General features: G+C 66.7%; 15 protein-coding genes. 7 read left to right on the forward strand and 8 right to left on the reverse strand.

The annotated features are described in order from the left end of the window. Positions 1–11: 11 nt before the first annotated feature. Positions 12–827: an acyl-ACP thioesterase domain-containing protein gene (locus VMT65_RS35990; RefSeq protein WP_326313153.1), complete on the reverse strand. Its 816-nt coding sequence runs from the start codon at positions 825–827 to the stop codon at positions 12–14. 114 nt (positions 828–941) lie between these two features. On the opposite strand from VMT65_RS35990, the gene VMT65_RS35995 reads away from it, so the two are divergent. Then, positions 942–1853 carry an ADP-ribosylglycohydrolase family protein gene (locus VMT65_RS35995; protein ID WP_326313154.1) on the forward strand — a complete coding sequence of 304 codons (912 nt, stop codon included), beginning with the start codon at positions 942–944 and terminating at the stop codon, positions 1851–1853. Positions 1854–1858: 5 nt separating this feature from the next. Here VMT65_RS35995 and VMT65_RS36000 read toward each other — a convergent pair whose 3' ends face one another. Both VMT65_RS36000 and VMT65_RS36005 read right to left on the reverse strand, forming a co-directional pair. Then, positions 1859–2686 carry a PhzF family phenazine biosynthesis protein gene (locus VMT65_RS36000; RefSeq protein ID WP_326313155.1) on the reverse strand — a complete coding sequence of 276 codons (828 nt, stop codon included), beginning with the start codon at positions 2684–2686 and terminating at the stop codon, positions 1859–1861. Positions 2687–2778: 92 nt separating this feature from the next. Further along, positions 2779–5247, reverse strand: coding sequence for a cation-translocating P-type ATPase (locus VMT65_RS36005; RefSeq protein WP_326313156.1), 2469 nt, complete (start codon positions 5245–5247; stop codon positions 2779–2781). Positions 5248–5403: 156 nt separating this feature from the next. Here VMT65_RS36005 and rarD point away from each other — a divergent pair, with 156 nt between their 5' ends. After that, a complete protein-coding gene (gene rarD, locus VMT65_RS36010) occupies positions 5404–6294 on the forward strand; it encodes an EamA family transporter RarD (RefSeq protein ID WP_326313157.1) in 891 nt (296 codons plus the stop codon). A 70-nt stretch (positions 6295–6364) separates the two neighbouring features. On the opposite strand, the gene VMT65_RS36015 is transcribed toward rarD, so the two are convergent. From VMT65_RS36015 to VMT65_RS36025, 3 genes are read right to left on the reverse strand one after another with little or no spacing between them, the layout of a single operon-like run. Next, positions 6365–7417 (reverse strand): ABC transporter substrate-binding protein, encoded by a 1053-nt coding sequence (locus VMT65_RS36015; protein ID WP_326313158.1) that lies wholly within the window; start codon positions 7415–7417, stop codon positions 6365–6367. 3 nt (positions 7418–7420) lie between these two features. Then, positions 7421–8308, reverse strand: a complete 888-nt coding sequence (locus tag VMT65_RS36020; protein WP_326313159.1) for an ABC transporter permease — start codon at positions 8306–8308, stop codon at positions 7421–7423. Then, positions 8298–9152: an ABC transporter ATP-binding protein gene (locus VMT65_RS36025; RefSeq protein ID WP_326313160.1), complete on the reverse strand. Its 855-nt coding sequence runs from the start codon at positions 9150–9152 to the stop codon at positions 8298–8300. Before VMT65_RS36025 ends, VMT65_RS36020 begins: the two co-directional genes overlap by 11 nt. A gap of 161 nt (positions 9153–9313) precedes the next feature. On the opposite strand from VMT65_RS36025, the gene VMT65_RS36030 reads away from it, so the two are divergent. The 3 genes from VMT65_RS36030 (at position 9314) to VMT65_RS36040 (ending at position 12215) form a co-directional block, all read left to right on the forward strand. Then, positions 9314–11029, forward strand: coding sequence for an ATP-binding protein (locus VMT65_RS36030; RefSeq protein ID WP_326313161.1), 1716 nt, complete (start codon positions 9314–9316; stop codon positions 11027–11029). Beyond that, the gene (locus VMT65_RS36035) at positions 11011–11691 is read left to right on the forward strand and encodes a response regulator (RefSeq protein ID WP_326313162.1); all 681 of its coding nucleotides are present in this window, start codon (positions 11011–11013) and stop codon (positions 11689–11691) included. The genes VMT65_RS36030 and VMT65_RS36035 overlap by 19 nt, the downstream gene beginning before the upstream one ends. A 125-nt stretch (positions 11692–11816) precedes the next feature. Next, entirely contained in the window at positions 11817–12215 is a 399-nt protein-coding gene (locus tag VMT65_RS36040) for a VOC family protein (protein WP_326313215.1), read from the forward strand. A gap of 3 nt (positions 12216–12218) precedes the next feature. On the opposite strand, the gene VMT65_RS36045 is transcribed toward VMT65_RS36040, so the two are convergent. Both VMT65_RS36045 and VMT65_RS36050 read right to left on the reverse strand, forming a co-directional pair. Continuing rightward, positions 12219–12836, reverse strand: a complete 618-nt coding sequence (locus VMT65_RS36045; RefSeq protein WP_326313163.1) for a class I SAM-dependent methyltransferase — start codon at positions 12834–12836, stop codon at positions 12219–12221. A gap of 21 nt (positions 12837–12857) precedes the next feature. Beyond that, a complete protein-coding gene (locus tag VMT65_RS36050; RefSeq protein WP_326313164.1) occupies positions 12858–14246 on the reverse strand; it encodes an alpha/beta hydrolase family protein in 1389 nt (462 codons plus the stop codon). 138 nt (positions 14247–14384) lie between these two features. On the opposite strand from VMT65_RS36050, the gene VMT65_RS36055 reads away from it, so the two are divergent. Further along, entirely contained in the window at positions 14385–15644 is a 1260-nt protein-coding gene (locus VMT65_RS36055; protein ID WP_326313165.1) for a serine hydrolase domain-containing protein, read from the forward strand. A gap of 115 nt (positions 15645–15759) precedes the next feature. After that, positions 15760–19311 (forward strand): DNA polymerase III subunit alpha, encoded by a 3552-nt coding sequence (dnaE, locus tag VMT65_RS36060; protein WP_326313166.1) that lies wholly within the window; start codon positions 15760–15762, stop codon positions 19309–19311.

A 19311-nucleotide genomic window follows, 5' to 3' on the forward strand; every position in this document is an offset into this window, starting at 1 on the left:
GTCTCCTCGAATCAGAAGGTGGCGGGGCGGAGCTGGGCTATGGCTCGGGTGTCGCCGTCGACCGCGAACCAGAGGGTGACGGTGTCGTCGGTGCGGGAGGTGTGGATGTCCAGGGCCTCGCCGTAGCGGATGGGCTTGTTGTATTCCAGCACGAAGCGGTGGGGGGATTGGGTGAGTTCGGGTGTGTCGGCGGTGAATTCGTGGACGGCGTGCCAGTAGGCGGTGTTGGTGATGTGTTGGAAATGGTCGGTGTCGGTGCGGCGCAGGGGGAATCGGGTGCCGGGGGTGGCGGGCAGGGGGGCGTCGAGCCATTGCCGCCAGCGCAGGCGGTGGTCGTCGGTGGTGGTGCACATGAGGTCGAAGAATTCGTCGGCCACACGGGAGGGGGCCATCGTGTCCTTGTTCATGTGGATCCAGAAGCCCTCGGTCTCGATCAGGCCGCCGGTGTCGGAGTCGATGCGTACGCGCATGGTGCACCAGCGCGGGGAGATGCCCGAGCACCAGCGGCGGATGCGGAGTTGCGAGGGCCAGGTCACCGGTCGCAGGACGTCGATGACGGTGCGGCGGCAGATCCAGTGCGGGTGCGACTCGAGGGCGTCGCAGTGGATCAGGTGATCGACCCCCGCGTCCTGAAGGTGGCGGGCGATGCCGTCGACGCGCAGGTACTGGTGCTCGTCCATGTCGACGGTGCCGAGGCGGCGGGTGACGTCGAAGATGTGGCCCGAGGTGGGGACGGGGGCCAGGGCCCGGGTCAGCGGGTGGGAATCCATCAGGCTGGGACGGTCTTCGAGCTGGTTCATCATGGGCAGAACCTCCGGATCATCCATCCGTCATTTGTGGTCCCGAGCGTAGTGCGCCAGCCGTCCGAGCCCCCGCCGCCCTGCCGAGTAACGTCGTGGTGGATCGATGTGGACGCATCGGAGTGGAAGAGGCGAGCGCACATGGAATTGACGCCGGAGCAGGCCGATCGGGCCGCGGGGGTTTTGTTGGGCACGGCGGCCGGTGACGCGTTGGGGGCCGGATACGAGTTCACGCATCCGGGGCCCGAGGTGGAGATCCGGATGAAGGGCGGCGGCGCGTTTCGGTGGGCTCCGGGGGAGTGGACCGATGACACGGCCATGGCGGTCGCGGTGGCGCGGGCGGCGGCGAAGAACGGGGACATCTGTAGTCCGGAGGGGCTGGACGCGGTGGCGGCGGAGTTCGTCGCGTGGTGGGATTCGCGGCCCAAGGACATCGGGAATCAGACGCGGCAGGTGCTCGAGTGGCGGGACCAGAGCGGGCGGGCCATGCAGATGCGGGCGCACGATCTGGACGGACTGAAGGCGGGCAATGGGTCGCTCATGCGGACCGCGCCGGTGGCGCTCGCCTATCTCGACGATGCCGAGAAGTGTGGGAAGGCAGCGAAACTCGTCAGTTCGCTGACCCACTACGACATGCAGGCCATGCAGGCGTGCAAGCTGTGGACGCTGGGCATTCGGCACGCGGTCATCCACGGCAACTACGACGGTTTGCGGGAGGCGCTCTCGCAGGTGGACACCGGGTTCTGGGAACCGTTGCTGGACAAGGCGGAATCCGGCAGCCCGTCGGACTTCCCGAAGAACGGGTGGGTCGTGCACGCCCTGCAGACCGCCTGGTGGGCCATCACGCATTCCGAAACCCTGCCCGGCGCACTGGAACTCGCGGTGCGGGCGGGCGGGGACACGGATACGACGGCGGCCATCGCGGGCGGGCTGCTGGGGGCGCGGTGGGGTGCCTCGGCGATCCCGGCGGAGTGGCGGGAGCTATTGCACGGGTACCCGGGGTATCGGGCGGATGATCTGGATTCGTTGACGCGACAGATCACCCAGCGCTGAATGCCCTAGTCCGGCAGACGAACTACCCCGTCCAAATAGCGGCGGCAGCGTCCGGTCAAACGGACGCGGTCGTCGGAGAGGTTGCAGCGCATCGAGCCGCCGCGGCGGCTGAGCTGGCGGGCGGTGAGGGTGGTGCGGCCGAGTTCGCGGCTCCACAGCGGGGCCAGTTGGGCGTGGGCGGAACCGGTCACCGGATCCTCGGGTATGCCTTTGCCGGGTGCGAAGACTCGGGAGACGAAATCGACGTCGTCGCCCTCCGCGGTGAGAATGGCCGCCCGCTCGATGGCCGGGAAGATCGAGAAGTTCGGGCGGGAGTCGCGCACTTCGTGTTCGGCGGTGAGGAACAGGACCACGTCGGTGCCCTCGAAGGCACGCAGGGGGCGCACGCCCAGGGCGTGGGCGAGCTGCTTCGGAATGTCCTCGTGCACATCGATTTCCACCGACGACACCGACGGCAGATCCAGCACCAGATCGTCGCGGTCGCGGTCCACGCGTAACCAGCCGCTGCGCGTGTAGAAGTGGACGCGGTCCGCGCCGGGATGCATATCGTCGAGGATCTGCGCGGCCGCGGCCATGGTGGCGTGGCCGCACAGATCGACCTCGACGCTGGGGGTGAACCAGCGCAGGTGGAAGGCGGGCGAGTTGTCCGGCGGCGCACCCGCTTCCGGCGGCAGGGCCGAGGTGTAGAAGGCCGTTTCCGCGAGGTTGTTCTCCTCCGCTAGCCGCTGCAGCAACTCGTCCGGCAGCCAGGACAACAGCGGCATGACCGCCGCGGGGTTGCCCGAGAAGGGGGCGTCGGCGAATGCGTCGAGCTGATGCAGCAAGACCTCCATGGGGCACAAGGTACCTGCCGTTTCAACGACTGCCCAGGACGGACAAACCCCCGGCGAGCCAAACCATGCGACCAGTTTGGATGTTAAGCGGTTCAGGCCTTTTCGGATATCACCACCGGGGGCCGGGTATGCGGCGACTCGCCCAGATATTTCGCGCTGAGCCACCACGCCGCCTCGACCAGCACGATGCCGATCGCGCCGCAGACCACCGCCGAGGTCGTCAGCGCCACGTTCGACGGATCCAGTTTGAAGAAGTGCCGCGTGAACGGGACAGAGAACAGGATCAGGTATCCCGCAACGGAACCCGCGACCAGCAGGATCTTCCACCAGTTCCACGGGCGCGCCACGATGGCCAGCACCCACACCGCGATGATCAGCAGGGTGATGAGGGCGGTGGTGCCCGACTGCACCTTCGCGGTCTCGCCCGCGTCCGGACCCTTGTAGGCGATCAGGTACGAGATGAACGTCATCACGCCAATCACCAGACCGGACGGTACGGCCAATCGCATGACGCGGCCGACGAATCCGGTGCGGGCGCGCTCGTTATTGGGCGCGAGGGACAGGATGAAGGCCGGGATGCCGATGGTGAACCAGGCGGCGATCGTCACGTGGCGCGGCAGGAACGGATAGCCGATGGCCTTGTAGTGGAAGATCTGCGAACCGATGCCCGCGACGCCGACCAGGAAGGCCAGCACCACCGAGTAAACGGTCTTGGTGAGGAACAGGTTCGAGACGCGCTCGATATTGCCGATGACACGGCGGCCCTCGGCCACGACGTACGGCAGTGTCGCGAACTTGTTGTCCAGCAGCACGATCTGGGCCACCGAGCGCGTGGCGGGGCTGCCCGAACCCATGGCGACGCCGATATCGGCGTCTTTAAGAGCGAGGACATCGTTGACGCCGTCGCCGGTCATGGCGACGGTGTGGCCGCGCGACTGCAGAGCGGAGACCATGGCGCGCTTCTGATCCGGGCGGACTCGGCCGAAGACGGTTTCGGTGTCGAGGACGTCGGCGAGTTCGTTCTGGTCCTCGGGGAGTTTGCGCGCGTCGACGGGGTGGTCGCCGCCCGCCATGCCCAGCGAGGTCGCGACCGCGCCGACGGAGACGGCATTGTCGCCGGAAATGACCTTGGTTGAGACGTTTTGGGAGGCGAAGTAGTCGAGGGTGGACTTGGCGTCGGGGCGGACCTTCTGCTCGAGGACGACCAGGGCGGCGGGGGTGACCGTGCCCGGAGCGTCCTTGGCGTCGACCGGGCGGTCGCTCTGGGCCAGCAGCAGCACCCGCAGCCCCTTCGCACCGATTTCCTGTGCGGTGGCGGCGATTTCGGAATGTGGGTCGAGCAGGACGTCGGGTGCGCCCATGAGCCAGTTGCCGTGGTCGCCGTAGGACATGCCGGACCACTTCTTGGCGGAGGAGAAGGGGGCGATGGCGGTGGAGGACCAGCCGGGCGCGTCCGGCAGCGCTTCCCTGATGGCCAGCATGCTCGCATTGGGGCGCGGGTCGTCGTTGGCCAGAGCGGAGAGGACCTGCTGGAGTTCCCTCATGTAGCTGGGCGTGGCACCGTCTGCGGTAGTCGTCAGCCGTTCATCGCCGACCGGTCGAATCTCGGCCAGCCGCATGCCGTTTTCCGTCAGCGTTCCGGTCTTGTCCGCGCAGACCACGTCGACCCGGGCCAGCCCCTCGATCGCGGGCAGCTCCTGCACCAGACACTTGCGCGCACCCAGCCGGACCACGCCCACCGCGAACGCGATCGACGTCATCAGCACCAGGCCCTCCGGCACCATCGGCACCAGCGCGGCCACCATGCCGTTGACCGCGGGCCGCCAGGACTCCTTCGACGACACCAGCTGGTTGTAGATCGACAGCAGTCCCGCCGGAATCAGCAGGTAGGTAATGACTTTCAGAATGGTGTCGATACCGCTGCGCAGCTCGGACTTGACCAGCGTGAACTTGCTGGCCTCATCGGCGAGCTTGGCCGCGTAGGCGTCCTTGCCGACCTTGGTGGCCCGGTACGCGCCGCTGCCCGACACCACGAAGCTGCCCGACATGATCGGTGCGGCAACGGTTTTGTCGATCGGGTCGGACTCACCGGTGAGCAGCGATTCGTCGACCTCGAGGAGTTCGGATTCGACGACCTCGCCGTCGACCACGATCTGATCGCCGGGGCCGAGCTCGATGATGTCGTCGAGCACGATCTCCTGCGGGGCGACCGCGGTGGCCTTGCCCTCGCGGCGCACCATCGGCTTGGCCTGTCCGACAATGGCCAGCTTGTCGAGGGTGTTCTTGGCGCGGATCTCCTGGATGATGCCGACCGCGCTATTGGCGATGATCAGCAGGCCGAACATGCCGTCGATGATCGAGCCGGTGGCCAGCACCAGGATGAACAGGACGCCGAGGATGGCATTGATGCGGGTGAAGACGTTGGCCCGGACAATGTCGCGGACCGACCGGCTGGCACGCTCGGGCACGTCATTGGTGAGTCCGTCGCGTCGCCGCTGCTCGACCTCGGCGGCGGTGAGCCCCGGGGCGGGTGGACTAGCTGCCTGCGCAGTAATCGACATGCTCTCCACAGTAAAGGGCGATCAAAGAAACTGGGCTGTTGCTGGGCGTCACGCGCCGGGCGGGGTGTGGGGATGATCCTATGAATCGGCTGTCGTGAGGTTCATTGCGCGGGCTAACGTAATCGGGTGGCCGAAGGACGAGTGAGCGTCGATAGCGTGCGGGCAGAGAGTCATCTCCAGCGAGACTCGGGCGTCGCCTTTGGGGTCGGGGCCTATTTCATCTGGGGGTTGTTCCCGGCGTTCTTCGGATTGCTGTCGTTCGCGAGTCCGGGGGAGGTGGTCGCCGAACGGATTCTGTGGACGCTGGTCGTGTCGCTGCTGGTTTTGACCCTGGCCGGGCGGCTGGGCGAGTTGCGCCGCATCGATGCCCGGACCTGGCGGCTGGCGGCCGCGGCGTCGGCTGCCATCTCGATGAACTGGGGTGTGTACGTCTACGGCGTGATCTCGCATCATGTCGTCGAGTGCGCGCTGGGGTACTTCATCAATCCGCTGGTCACGGTCGCGTTCGGGGTGGTCATCTTCCGCGAGAAGCTGCGTGCGCCGCAGTGGGTCGCGTTGGGGCTGGGTGCGGCGGCGGTGATCGTGCTGACCGTGGATTACGGGCGGCCGCCGTGGATCGCGTTGATCCTGGCGTGCTCGTTCGCGACGTACGGTCTGGTGAAGAAGGTGATCCGGCTCGACGCCCTGCCGGGATTGGCGGCGGAAGGGCTTGCCGCGGCACCGTTCGCGTTGATCGTGATCGTGATCGCGTCGACCGGCAATGCGACGTTCGGCTCGTCGGTCTCGCATACCGGGCTGCTCATGCTCACCGGGCCGGTCACGCTCGTGCCGCTGGTGTTCTTCGCGCTGGCGGCACAGCGAGTGCCGTTGTCCACCATGGGAATTCTGCAATACCTCACGCCCGCACTGCAATTGACCTGGGGCGTCGCGGTGGGACACGAGCCCATGCCCGCGTCGCGCTGGGCCGGGTTCGCGTTGATCTGGTTGGCGCTGGCCATTTTCACCGGCGACGCCCTGCGGCGCTCCCGTCGCACGGTGCCGGCCTGATACACACGGTGCCCGCCTGATACGGCGAAACCGCACACCCCTCATCGGATGTGCGGTTCCGCCGGGCAGGTCAGGGTTTGCGCGCGCCCTGCGCCTTCTCCACGAACTCGTTGGTATAGGTGGCATCCAGGTCGATGCGATCCTTCACCGGCGAGACATTGCGCGAGTACTGCGACAGGATCCGCAGCACGTTCTCCGCCCCTTCGCGTTTCATCAGCCCGTCGCCATTGAACATGCTGATCGAGTCGGCGATCGACTTGACGTACAGCTTCGGATCCCCGCCCGCGTACTGCGCGGGCATCTTGGCGGCGATCTCCTCCGGCGTATGCGACTTGATCCAGCCCAGCGTCTGGACGAAGGCGTTCGCCAGCTTCTGCACGATGTCCGGATGGCTGGCCACGGTCTCGCAGCGCATGTACAGCGAGGCGGCGGGGTAGAGGCCGCCGAGCGCCTCGCGGGTGCCCTGCTCCTTGCGCATGTCCACCAGGATCTGGGCGTCGCCGGAGGTGACCATCTTGGCGACCGTGGGGTCGGTGGTCATGCCCGCGTCGATGCCATTGTGGTTCATGCCCGCGATGAACGTCTGTCCCGCACCGACTTTCACGCGCGTGTAGTCGGAGGTCTGCAGTCCGGCCTGCCCGGCCAGGGCCTGGGTGAGGAAGTCGGTGGACGAGCCCAGCGACGTGACACCCAGATTGCGGCCCTTGAAGTCCTTGGGGGACTTGATGTCCGCGGCGTCCTGCTTGGACACCAGCTCGACTTCGCCCGGCACGTCGGCGAATTGCACGACCGTCTTCAGACACTGGTCCTTGGCCTGCAGATCGATGGTGTGGTCGTAGAAGCCGACCACGGCCTGCACGTCGCCGGTGAGCAGCGCGGTTTCGGCGGTCGCGCCGGACTGCTCGCCCATCAGCTTCACGTCGATGTCGTTGGCCTTGAAGAAGCCGAGCTTCTCGGTGAGCATGGCGGGCAGGTAGATGACCTTCTCCAGGCCGCCGACCATGATGGTGATCTGCGGACGGCCATTGGCCATCGGGATCGTGCGCGAGTCGCGGCAGCCGGTGACCAGCAGCAGCGAACTGATCGCCAACAGGATGAGGGCGAGATGCTTGCGGTACCTCATGGCTCAGATCCCGTGCGCCGAGGACGACTGCGAGGGACGCCATTTCAGCAGCCGGTTCTCCGCCAGGCCGATCAGCCACTCCGCCACCAGGGCCACCACCGTGATGATGATCATGCCCGCGTAGATGCCCGCCGCGTCGAAGGTGCCCTGCGCATTGCTGATCAGCAGACCCAAACCCTTGCTGGCACCGGCGTATTCACCGACCACCGCGCCGATGAGCGCGAAACCGAAGGCGGTGTGCAGCGACGAGAGGATCCAGGTGGTGGCGCTGGGCAGGACGATGGAGTTCAGCACCTGACCGCGGCTCGCGCCCAGGATGCGGGCATTGTTGATGACATTGCCGTCCACCTCACGCGCGCCGGTGAAGGCGTTGAAGAACACCGCGAAGAACACCAGGACCACGACCGTGGCCACCTTGGACTGCAGGCCCAGGCCGAACCAGATGATGAACAGCGAAGCCAGCACGATGCGGGGAACCGCGTTGAGCGCCTTGATGAACGGGGCCAGCACATCGGCCCAGTAGCGGGAGCGGCCCAGCAGCACGCCCAGCACGACGCCCGCGACGGTGCCGATGGCGAAGCCCAGCACGGCCTCCTGCACGGTGGTGTACAGCTGCAGCCAGATGGAGCCGAATTGCGTTCCCCTGGTGAACCATTCGACCAGGCGGTCCCAGATGAGCGACGGCTTGGAGTAGAAGAACGGGTCGATCCAGTAGGTGGCGGTGAGCTGCCAGGAACCGAGCCAGGCGAGCACGATCAGGGCGCGCAGGCCCCAGGTGCGGATCTTGTTCTTGCGGGCGCTCGATCGCACCCGCGCGAGGATTTGCTCCTCGGTCTCGGCGACGAATTCCGGTGCGGTGGTGGCGGTCTTCTCGATGACGTTATGCGACACGGGACGCTCCGTTCTGCCGGGCCGCCTCGACCTGATCGCGCAGCGTTTCCCAGATTTCCTTGTAGAGGTCGCGGAATTCCTCGGTGAGCCGGACTTCCTCGACATTGCGGGGGCGGTCGAGGGTGACCTTGAAGTCGCCGCAGACCGTCGCCGGGCTGGCGGTCATGACGACCACGCGGTCGGCCAGGGCGATGGCTTCTTCCAGGTCGTGGGTCACGAAGATGACCGCCGCATTGGTGCCGGACCAGACGCGCAGCAGTTCGTCCTGCATGAGCTGGCGGGTCTGCACGTCGAGCGCGCTGAACGGCTCGTCCATGAGGATGATCTCCGGGTCGTTGACCAGGGTCTGCGCCAGCGCGACGCGCTTGCGCATGCCACCCGAGAGCTGATGCGGGTAGTAGTTCTCGAACCCGGCCAGGCCGACCGTGCGCACCCAGCGGGCCGCGCGCTTGCGAGCCTCGGCCTTGGACACGCCCCGGAACTTCGGACCCAGCGCCACATTCTCGATTACCGACTTCCACGGCAGCACGGCATCCTGCTGGAACATGTAGCCGACGCCGTCCGGAATGCCTCGAACATCCTTGCCGCGCACCAGGGTTCGACCGGCCGAGGCGGGCTCGAGACCGGAGACCAGCGACAGGGTGGTCGACTTGCCGCAGCCGGTGGGGCCGACGACGGCGACGAACTCGCCTGCCGCGACCGTGAAGTTCAGATCGCGCACGGCGGTGTGAATACCGCCGTTATTGCCGGGGAACCGCTTGGTCGCACCACGCAGTTCGATCAAAGGCGCATCGCTCTGCCCAATGGGCGGCTCGCCGCCGTGCTCAGTGGCCGTTGTGCTCATTACTGCTCCTGTATCCAATGCCACTTTCGCGGCGTTGGACAGAAGCTACGTGCGCCGGGTCACACTCGACCCGGTTGTGCGCGCAAGTCACACAACTGACGATTAGACCGTTTTGCGCATTCTGCTCAGGCGTTTGCGAGGGGTTGTCTACACTGTCGCCCGTGTTCTCGCTCGGCCCCCGCTCCGTCCGTCTCCGGACCCAGATCCTGCTCCTGCAGATCGCCGTGGTGGGGCTGACCCTGGGATTGGCCTTCGGCGTCTTCGCCTACGTGAGCGGGGAGCGACTGTCCAATGAATACGGCCAGCGCGCGCTGGCCATTGCCCGCACCGTTGCCTCCGACCCGCAGGTCCGCGCCGAGGTCGCGCGCTACGCGGACAGCCCGACCCCCATCGGCCCGGCGCTGCGACAGGAGCTCGCGGCCGGAGAACTGGAGCACCTCTCCGACGACGCGCGCTCCCGCACCGACGCGCTCTTCGTGGTCATCACCGACGACCAGGGCATCCGCCTGGCCCACCCCGACCGCTCCCGCCTCGGCGAAAAGGTCAGCACCGACCCCTCCCGCGCCCTGGCCGGATCCGAGGTGGTGATCCAGGAACACGGCACCCTGGGTGAATCTGTCCGCGCGAAAGTACCGGTGCTCCAACCGGATACCGCCCGGGTCGTCGGCGAGGTGAGCGTGGGGATATCGACGGCGGCGGTGCGTGATCAACTCCTGCGGGACCTCCGTCGGGCGGGTCTGCTCATCGGCGGCGCGCTGCTCGCCGGTATTGCCGGATCGGTGTTGCTGGCACGTCGCTGGCATGGTTTGACGCTCGGACTGGAACCGTCCGATCTGGCCGACCTGGTTCGTGAGCAAGATGCGGTTCTGCACGGCATCGGCGAAGGCGTGGTCGCCGTCGACTCGAGCTGGCGGATCACCGTCGTCAATGACGAAGCCCGTCGCCTGCTCAGTATCGATCCCGCGCCGGGGAGCGATGTCGATGCGATCGGGCTGACTCCCCGTGTCCTGCAAGCGTTCCGGGATGCGGACGGTGAGCCGGTGCAGGCGGCGGTGGGGGAGCGGATCGTGGTGGTCACCGCCCGGAAGGTCACGCGCGACGCCCGCTCTCTCGGCGCGGTCCTGTCCGTGCGCGATCGCACCGATGTGGAATCGCTGACCCGCCAACTCGACGCGGTCTCCACCATGAGTACGGTGCTGCGCGCTCAGCGCCACGAATTCGCCAATCGGCTACATCTGCTCAGCGGGCTGCTGCACACCGATCGCCCGGACGAGGCCACCCGCTACCTGGACGAGCTGCTCGGCTCGGGCCCGCTGGGAGCCGCGCTGCCTGGCATAGACGCTATCCGCGACCCCTATCTGCAAGCTTTCCTCGCTGCCAAGGCTGCGCATGCCCGCGAACGCGGCGTCCAACTCCGGCTCGGCCCGAACACCTGGGTCGACGCGAATCTGTCTGCCCCCGTTGATGTCACCACCGTGCTGGGCAACCTCCTCGACAACGCCATCGATGCCGCCGCGGCGGCCGATGCACCGCCCAGCGGGCCGGTGGTCGAGGTCGAGCTCGTGCGGGAGGGGGAGACCCTGCACATCGCGGTCGCGGACAGCGGGGCCGGGGTTGCGGACGAGCTGGTGGATTCGCTTTTCGCCGAAGGGGTTTCGACCAAGTCGGGTGGCGGGCCGGGCGGGCGCGGGCTGGGTCTGGCGCTGTCTCGGCAGGTGGCGCGGGCTCGCGGCGGGGATGTGCGTTTGGCCGATCCGGGTGGTGGGGGCCGTCGCGATGTAAGCGCCGCCGAGACCCCTTTGGCCGGAGCGGAATTCATTGCCCGGATGCCGGGTGTGTTGTCTGAAGAGGAGGCGGCGTGGGCCGCGGAGAACTGAGCGTGTTGGTCGTCGATGACGACTTTCGCGTGGCGAACATGCATGCGGGAATCGTCTCGGCGCTACCGGGATTCACGGTCGAGGCGACGGTGAACAGTCTGGCGGCGGCGCGGGCGGCGATCGCCGAGCACGCCTTCGATCTGGCGTTGGTGGATGTGTACCTGCCCGACGGGTCGGGCGTCGAGCTGGTGCGCGAGATCGGGTTCGACGCCATGATGCTCACGGCCGCAACGGAATCGGGGACGATTCGGGCGGCACTGGCGGCCGGGGCGCTGGGGTATCTGGTGAAGCCGTTCGATCACGCCGCGCTGGCCGCGCGGCTGGCCGGGTACGCGCGGTATCGACGGATCCTGTCCGCCCCGGAGGTGACCGCCGCCGATGTGGATCTGGCGCTGGCCGCGCTGCGCCCGCTGGCGGCCTCCACCCCCGGCGGCGTCACGCCCGCACCCGCGTCACACACGAAAGATCTGGTGCTGGAAGCGGTTCGGGCCGCCCATGCACCCATGTCGGCGGCACAGGTGTCCGCCGCGATCGGCATCTCCCGCGCCACCGCCCAGCGCTACCTGGCCACCCTGGTCGGTGCCGGTGACCTGCGCATGCAACTGCGCTACGGCTCCACCGGCCGCCCCGAACAGGAGTACTCCGCACCCCGGCGAGTGTGATCGTTCGCACGCGGGACTTGGCGAATTCCGCGGCGAATGGTTAACGTCGAAGACGTGGCGGTGCTCCTGTCGGCCGACTTGTACCGGTCCAGGGTCGGGATCGTCACGAGTACAGGAGAATTCCTATCACTATCCAGTTCAACCACACCATCGTCGCGAGCAAGGACAATCGAGTCTCCGCCGAATTCTGGGCGGATATCCTCGGGGTGGAGGTGGGCAAGCCGTATGGTCCGTTCATTCCGATTACCGTCGGTAATGGCGTCACCTTCGACTTCGCCAATACGCCACCGGGTTTCGAGGGTGAGCCGCAACCGCAGCATTACGCCTTCCTGGTGTCCGAGGAAGAGTTCGACGCGGCCTACGACAAGATCAAGCGGTACGGCATGACCTATTGGGCCGATCCGCGTCAGCAGGGCGTCAATCAGATCAACCACAATGACGGCGGCCGCGGGATCTATTTCCTCGACCCCGTCGGCCACTACATGGAGCTGATCACCGTCCCGTACGGTGGCTGGCCCCAATAGAATTCACGCGGGTACCGCTACACCCAGCGACAGCGCACCCCATGGCTTGGGGCCGTCGGGCTGGTAATAGCGGTCGATATCGCGGATCTCGAAGCCCGCTGTTTCGATCAGTCCGCGAATATCGCGGTTGAGGTGGCAGCCACCGGCCACCGCCTTCTGGAGCGGATTCAACCGGTGCTGCCACTTCGCCACACCGGCATCCGGCGCGAGACCGTGCTCGACGAAATGAAAAGTGCCGCCGGGCACCAGAACCCGGCGCACCTCGGCGAGCGCGGACTCGACATCGGGAATGGTGCACAGCGTCCAGGTGGACAGCGCCGAATCGAAGCTATTGTCCGCGAAGGGCAACTGTTGGCCGTCCAGGCCGGAGCGCTCGACCGGCACCGGCGAGGCCGCCACCCGCTCGGCGGCCATGCGCCAGCCGAGATCGGCGGGCTCGACCGCGCTCACGGATTTCACCGTGTCCGGATAGAACGGCACATTGCGTCCCGAGCCGAAGCCGATCTCGACGACCCGCCCGTGCAGGCCCGAACAAACGCGCTGGCGTTCGGGGTCCATGGCCTTGGCGCCGCAACACAGATCGACGAGGTGCGGCAGCACCCGGTCCTCGTAAATTCCCACGCCACCACTCTGCCCGAAATGTCAGTGCGCGGGCGGGAAACGCTGGGTCAGCCAGTCGGTGACGTAGGTCAGCACCTGCGGATCGATGGTGGTCTCGATACCGGCGTACTCCTTTGGGCTGCCGGTCCCGGCGGGCTGCATCAAATGATTGAGCCCGTCGAAGACGTGCACCGTGGCGTCCGGATCGGCCGACAGCAGGTCGCGGGCCGGGCCCGCGCTCTGGGAGGCGGGCACCTGGAGATCCTTGGTGCCGTAGAAGGCGAGCACCGGCATGCGCAGGGCCCGCAGGGCCGGGGCCGGGTCGTAGCCGACCAGGGCGGCCATGTACGGCGTCACCAGCGCGTCGATATCGTCCTCGGAGAGCTTCTTCTCGACCGGAAGCTCGTCATTGTGCTGTCGCACATAGTTCTTGGCGGCCGTCAGATCCCCCGCTCGCAGCAGCGTGGCCAGGGTGTCGGAGAAGCCGACCTGCTTGTCGACCTCCGCGGCGCTCGCGCCCTCGGCGGTGAGAATCAGCCGGTTCTGCAGCACCAGCACATCCGAACCGGGCACCGCCGGACCCGCCATCATGATCACGAAAGCCACGCCGCTGTCCGGCCGCGAGGCGTACAGCGGGCCGAGATAGCCGCCCTCGCTGTGCCCCAGCAGACCGATCCGTTTGGCATCGATCTCGGAACGTCCACGCAGGAACGTCATTCCGGCGGCGATGTCACCGGTCAGATCCGCATAGGTCGAGGTGTCGAGGTTCCCGCCGGTCTTGCCCACGCCGCGCTTGTCGGTGCGCAGCACGGCGTACCCGGCGCGGGTGAGGGTGTCGGACAACAGCAGGAACGGCTTGTGGCCCAGAATCTCCTCATTGCGGTCATTGGCCCCGCTGCCATTGATCAGCACGACCGTCGGGAACGGGCCGCCGGAGTTGGGTTCGGTCAGCGTCCCGGCAATGGTGATATCGCCGCTGCGGTAGCTGACATCCTCGGACTTGTACGGGAACGGCGGCTTCGGCTCCTGCGGACGCGGGGGCGTCTCGACCTTGCCGCGATCCAGGTTCAGCGGGTACGACTTGCCCGCCTGGGTGAACGTGCCCGTGACGCGGTCCGCGCCCTTATCGTATTTGCCCTGGTACGAGGGGTTTCCCGGGAACTTCGTGATCGAGAAGGACACGGCGTCGGCATCGGCCTGCACCGCGCTGAGCGATTTCTCCTGAACGCCCTGCGCCGGAATGTCGATGGTGGCCTTGCCATCGTTGGCGAAGCTGACCCCGACGGCCAGGGGATGGTCGGGGATTTCGATGTTCCCGTGGAAGTCGCCGGTCACCCGGGGCGGGGCGGGGGCCTCCTGTTTCGTCGAGCACCCAGCCACCAGGGCGACGACGGCGAACACAGCCAGCAGCACCGACCGCAGCGTACGCATGAAGTTCAGCGTACGCACCCGCGTGCGATAACGAGCCCATCCCGAACTGGACACTCGAAATAACCACTGGGGCAACGGCAATAACTTCCGCCGCCGCGTCATTGCCCCGCCTCACCCACCGCTCGTACCGTGGGATGGGTGAGCAATGACGCTTCCTCGACGGGTCTCGTGGGCCTGCCCACCTCGGTGCGCGGCTACGCGAGCGCCGAATTCGGTCCGCTGGTACGCACTTTCGCGCGGCTGGTCGGTGGTCGTCCGGGCGCGGGCGGCGCGCTCACGGTGCAGCTGCGGGGTGAACCGCTGGTCGAGATCTGGACCGGCGAGGCCGCGCCCGGCCGGGACTGGGACGCCGACACCGGCTCCATCGTCTTCTCGGCCACCAAGGGCATTTCGGCCACGGTCATCCACCGGCTCGCCGACCGTGGGCTCATCGACTACAACGCCCCGGTCGCCCACTACTGGCCCGAGTTCGCGGCCAATGGCAAGGAACGAATCACGGTGCGGCAGGTCCTGTCCCACCGGGCGGGGCTCTACGGTCTGCCCGCCATCGCGCGCGGACTCGACGACGTGCTCGATCACCGCATGATGGAAGAGCATCTGGCCGCGGCCAAACCCGATCACCTGCTGGGGATTCCGACCTATCACGCGCTGACCTACGGCTGGCTGCTGGCGGGTCTGGCGCGCGCGGTGACCGGGCGCGGGATGGCGGAGCTGTTCCGGACCGAGGTCGCCGAACCGTTGGGGGCGGAGGGAATTCACCTGGGCGTGCCGCCCGCCGGGTCGCCGACGCACGCGGCGGTGCTGCAGGGCAACAAGCTGTCGGCCGTGGGCACCAACTATGTCTCGCTGGTCCTCGGCCGCGCCTATTCGCTGCCCGGCGCGCTGGGCGCCGCCGCGCGCGCCCTGTTCCTGCCCGGCCTGGATCTGCTGCTCGAGGGCGATGAGCCGCCCATCCTGCGCACCGAACTCGGTGCGGGCAATGGGGTCTGCACCGCCACCGGTCTGGCCACGGTGTACGGGGCGCTCGCCAATGACGGTATGCACCAGGGCCGTCGGTACCTCTCGCCCGAGACCATCCGGGCCATGCGACACGTCGAGACGTACGCGCTCGATCACGCCCTGTTCTACATCCCGATGATGTGGCACATGGGATATCACTCCCTGCCCGTCCCCGGCGCCCGCGCGGGCTTCGGGCACATCGGTCTCGGCGGGTCCTTCGGCTGGGCCGATCCGCGGCAGGGACTTTCGGTCGGATTCGTGCACAACCGCCTCGGCATCGGTGCGCAGAGTCTGGACCAGATCGCGTCGGCATGGGTGCTGCCGCTGGTGGTGCGGGGCGCTCGCGCGGCGCGCCGCACCCCTACCCAGATCGAGCCCGCCGCCGCCTCGGTGGCATAGGAGTACCGCCGCGTCGGTGGCCTGGATCACGACACGCGGACACCGCCACGCCGATCTTGCGACCCGCCCCCGCGTGCCTTCGGAACCTGTCGGCGGGTGCCCTTAAGATGGCCGAGTGTCAGCCTCGTCGGGATCATTCGTTCATCTCCACAACCACACCGAGTACTCGATGCTCGACGGCGCGGCGAAGATCACGCCCTTGTTCAAAGAGGCGACCCGGCTGGGAATGACCGCCGTCGGCATGTCCGACCACGGCAATATGTACGGCGCGTCGGAGTTCTACAACTCCGCCAAGAAGCAGGGCATCAAGCCGATCATCGGCATCGAGGCCTACATCGCGCCGGAGTCCCGGTTCAACACCAAGCGTGTGCTGTGGGGCGATCCGTCGCAGAAGTCCGATGACGTCTCGGGTTCGGGTTCCTACACCCACATGACCATGGTCGCCGAGAACGCGACCGGTCTGCGCAACCTGTTCAAGCTGTCGAGTCTCGCCTCCATCGAGGGTCAGCTCGGCAAGTGGGCGCGCATGGACGCCGACATCATCGCCGAGTACTCCGAGGGCATCATCGCCACCACCGGCTGCCCCTCCGGCGAGGTGCAGACCCGCCTGCGCCTGGGCCACGAGCGCGAGGCGCTCGAGGCGGCGGCCAAGTGGCAGGAGATCTTCGGCCCCGAGAACTTCTTCCTGGAGCTGATGGACCACGGCCTGTCCATCGAGCGCCGGGTGCGCGAGGGCCTGCTCGAGGTCGGCAAGAAGCTGGGCATTCCGCCGCTGGCCACCAACGACTGCCACTACGTGCACGAGTCCGACGCGGCCAATCACGAAGCGCTGCTGTGCATTCAGACCGGCAAGACGCTTTCGGACCCGACCCGCTTCAAGTTCGACGGCTCCGGCTATTACCTCAAGTCCGCCGAGGAGATGCGCGCCATCTGGGACGCGGAGGTCCCCGGCGCGTGCGACAACACCGTGCTCATCGGCGAACGCGTGCAGTCCTACGAGGATGTCTGGAAGCACCGCGACCGGATGCCCATCTTCCCGGTGCCCGAGGGCCACACCCAGGCCAGCTGGCTCGAGCACGAGGTGATGAAGGGTCTGGACCGCCGCTTCCCGAGCGGTCCGCCCGAGGAGTACGTCCACCGCGCCAAGTACGAGCTCGGTGTCATCAACGAAATGGGCTTCCCCGCCTACTTCCTCGTCGTCGGTGACCTCATCACCTACGCCCGCAGCGTCGGCATCAATGTCGGCCCGGGCCGTGGTTCGGCGGCCGGTTCGCTGGTCGCCTACGCCATGGGCATCACGAACATCGACCCGATTCCGCACGGTCTGCTGTTCGAGCGCTTCCTGAATCCCGAGCGCGTGTCCATGCCCGATATCGATATCGACTTCGACGATCGCCGTCGCGGTGAAATGGTCCGCTACGCTACCGACAAGTGGGGCAGCGACAAGGTCGCCCAGGTGATCACCTTCGGCACCATTAAAACCAAGGCGGCGCTGAAGGACTCGGCGCGCGTCCAGTTCGGCCAGCCCGGTTTCGCCATCGCGGACCAGATCTCCAAGGCGCTGCCGCCGCCGATCATGGCCAAGGACATTCCGCTCTCGGGCATCATGGATCCCGAGCACGAGCGGTACAAGGAAGCGGCCGAGGTTCGTGAGCTCATCAATACGAACCCGGACGTCAACAAGATCTACGAGACCGCGCGCGGGCTGGAAGGCCTGATTCGCAACGCGGGCGTGCACGCCTGTGCGGTCATCATGTCGTCGGAGCCTTTGACCGACGCGATCCCCGTGTGGAAGCGCGCGCAGGACGGCGCGATCATCACCGGGTGGGATTACCCCTCTTGCGAGGCCATCGGCCTGCTGAAGATGGACTTCCTGGGTCTGCGCAACCTCACCGTCATCGGTGACGCGCTGGTCAATATCAAGAACAACCGCGGCATCGAACTCGACCTCGACACGCTGCCCCTCGAAGACCCCGCCACCTACGAATTGCTCGCGCGCGGTGACACTCTCGGCGTCTTCCAGCTCGACGGTGGCGCCATGCGAGACCTGCTGCGCCGCATGATCCCCACCGGCTTCGAGGACATCGTCGCCGTGCTCGCGCTGTACCGCCCCGGCCCCATGGGCATGAACGCGCACAACGACTACGCCGACCGCAAGAACGGGCGGCAAGAGGTCAAACCGATTCACCCCGAATTGGAAGAGCCGCTGAAAGACATCCTGCGTGATACCTACGGCCTGATCGTGTATCAGGAGCAGATCATGCAGATCGCGCAGAAGGTCGCCGGGTACTCGCTCGGTCGAGCAGACATTCTGCGCCGCGCCATGGGTAAGAAGAAGGCCGAGGTGCTCGAGGCCGAATTCGAGGGCTTCGAAAAGGGCATGTTGGAGAACGGTTTCTCCAAGCCCGCCATCAAGGCGCTGTGGGACACGATTCTCCCGTTCGCCGGTTACGCGTTCAACAAATCGCACGCCGCCGGCTACGGCCTGGTCTCCTTCTGGACCGCCTACCTCAAGGCCAACTACCCCGCCGAGTACATGGCCGGTCTGCTCACCTCCGTCGGTGACGACAAGGACAAGGCCGCCGTCTATCTCGCCGACTGCCGCCGCCTGGGCATCCAGGTGCTGCCGCCCGACGTCAACGAGTCCGAACTCGAATTCGCCTCCGTGGGCAAGGACATTCGCTTCGGCATGGGCGCGGTGCGCAATGTCGGCGCGAACGTGGTCGCCTCGATCATCCAGGCGCGCAAGGAGAAGTCGAAGTTCACCGACTTCTCCGACTACCTGAACAAGATCGACGCCATCGCCTGCACCAAGAAGGTCACCGAATCCCTCATCAAGGCGGGCGCTTTCGATTCGCTCGGGCATCCCCGCAAGGGCCTGATGCTGGTGCACTCCGACGCCATCGACGCGGTCATGTCCACCAAGAAGGCCGAGGCCATCGGCCAGTTCGACCTGTTCGGCGGGCTCGACGACGGTGACGAGTCGATCGCCAGCGTCTTCAATGTGAAGGTCCCCGACGAGGAATGGGAGACCAAGCACAAGCTCGCCCTGGAGCGGGAAATGCTGGGCCTGTACGTGTCCGGGCATCCGCTCAATGGCGTCGAGCACGTGCTGGCCGCCCAATCCGACACCCAGATTCCGGCCATTCTCGAAGGCGAGGTCAAGGACGGCGCGCAGGTCACCATCGGCGGCATCTTCGCCAATGTGACTCGGCGCGTGAACAAGAACGGCCTGCCCTGGGCCTCGGCGCAGCTCGAGGATCTCAGCGGTGGCATCGAGGTGCTGTTCTTCCCGCAGTCCTACTCGGTGTACGGCATGGACGTCACCGAGGACGCCATCGTGCTGGTGAAGGCACGCGTAAGCGCCCGCGACGACCGGGTCTCGCTGATCGCCAACGACCTTGTGGTGCCCGACCTTTCGTCGATCGGCGTGGACAAGCCGGTGTCGGTGGTGATCCCGACGCGACTGTGCACGCCGGACAAGATCGGTGAGCTCAAGCGGGTGTTGAACCGGCATCCGGGCACCGCCGATGTGCACATCAAACATGTCGGTTCGCGGGATCGCACCACCACGCTGAAGGTCGCCGACAATCTGCGCGTGTCACCGTCGAGTGCCTTGATGGGTGACCTCAAGGCGCTGCTCGGCCCGGGCTGCCTGGGCGGCTGA

This window comes from Nocardia sp. CDC153, from assembly GCF_035818515.1.
Classification (GTDB): domain Bacteria; phylum Actinomycetota; class Actinomycetes; order Mycobacteriales; family Mycobacteriaceae; genus Nocardia.